Origin of the sequence: Flavobacterium salmonis, assembly GCF_903819435.1 — a bacterium.
Taxonomy (GTDB): Bacteria; Bacteroidota; Bacteroidia; order Flavobacteriales; family Flavobacteriaceae; genus Flavobacterium; species Flavobacterium chungangense.
The window spans coordinates 1-213 of sequence record NZ_CAIJDP010000092.1; the positions used below are offsets into that span (position 1 = coordinate 1).

The following is a 213-nucleotide window of genomic DNA, read 5'->3' on the forward strand; positions in this document are numbered from 1 at the left end:
TTCTGTAACAGGTCTAACTCCTGGTACATGGACATGTACTGTAACCGATGCTAACAACTGTACTACTACCGTTGACTTTATTATTACACAACCTACAGCTCTAGTAGCTACTGCGGCTTCACAAACAAATGTGTCTTGTAATGGTGGCTCGAACGGAGCGGCTTCAATTAATACCCCTACAGGAGGTGCAGGTGGATATACTTATAACTGGAC

At 43.7% G+C, this 213-nt stretch carries 1 protein-coding gene; it reads left to right on the forward strand.

The features are described from left to right. On the forward strand, window positions 1-213 hold a 213-nt coding region (locus tag FLACHUCJ7_RS24910), incomplete at both ends, for a hypothetical protein (RefSeq protein ID WP_180910938.1).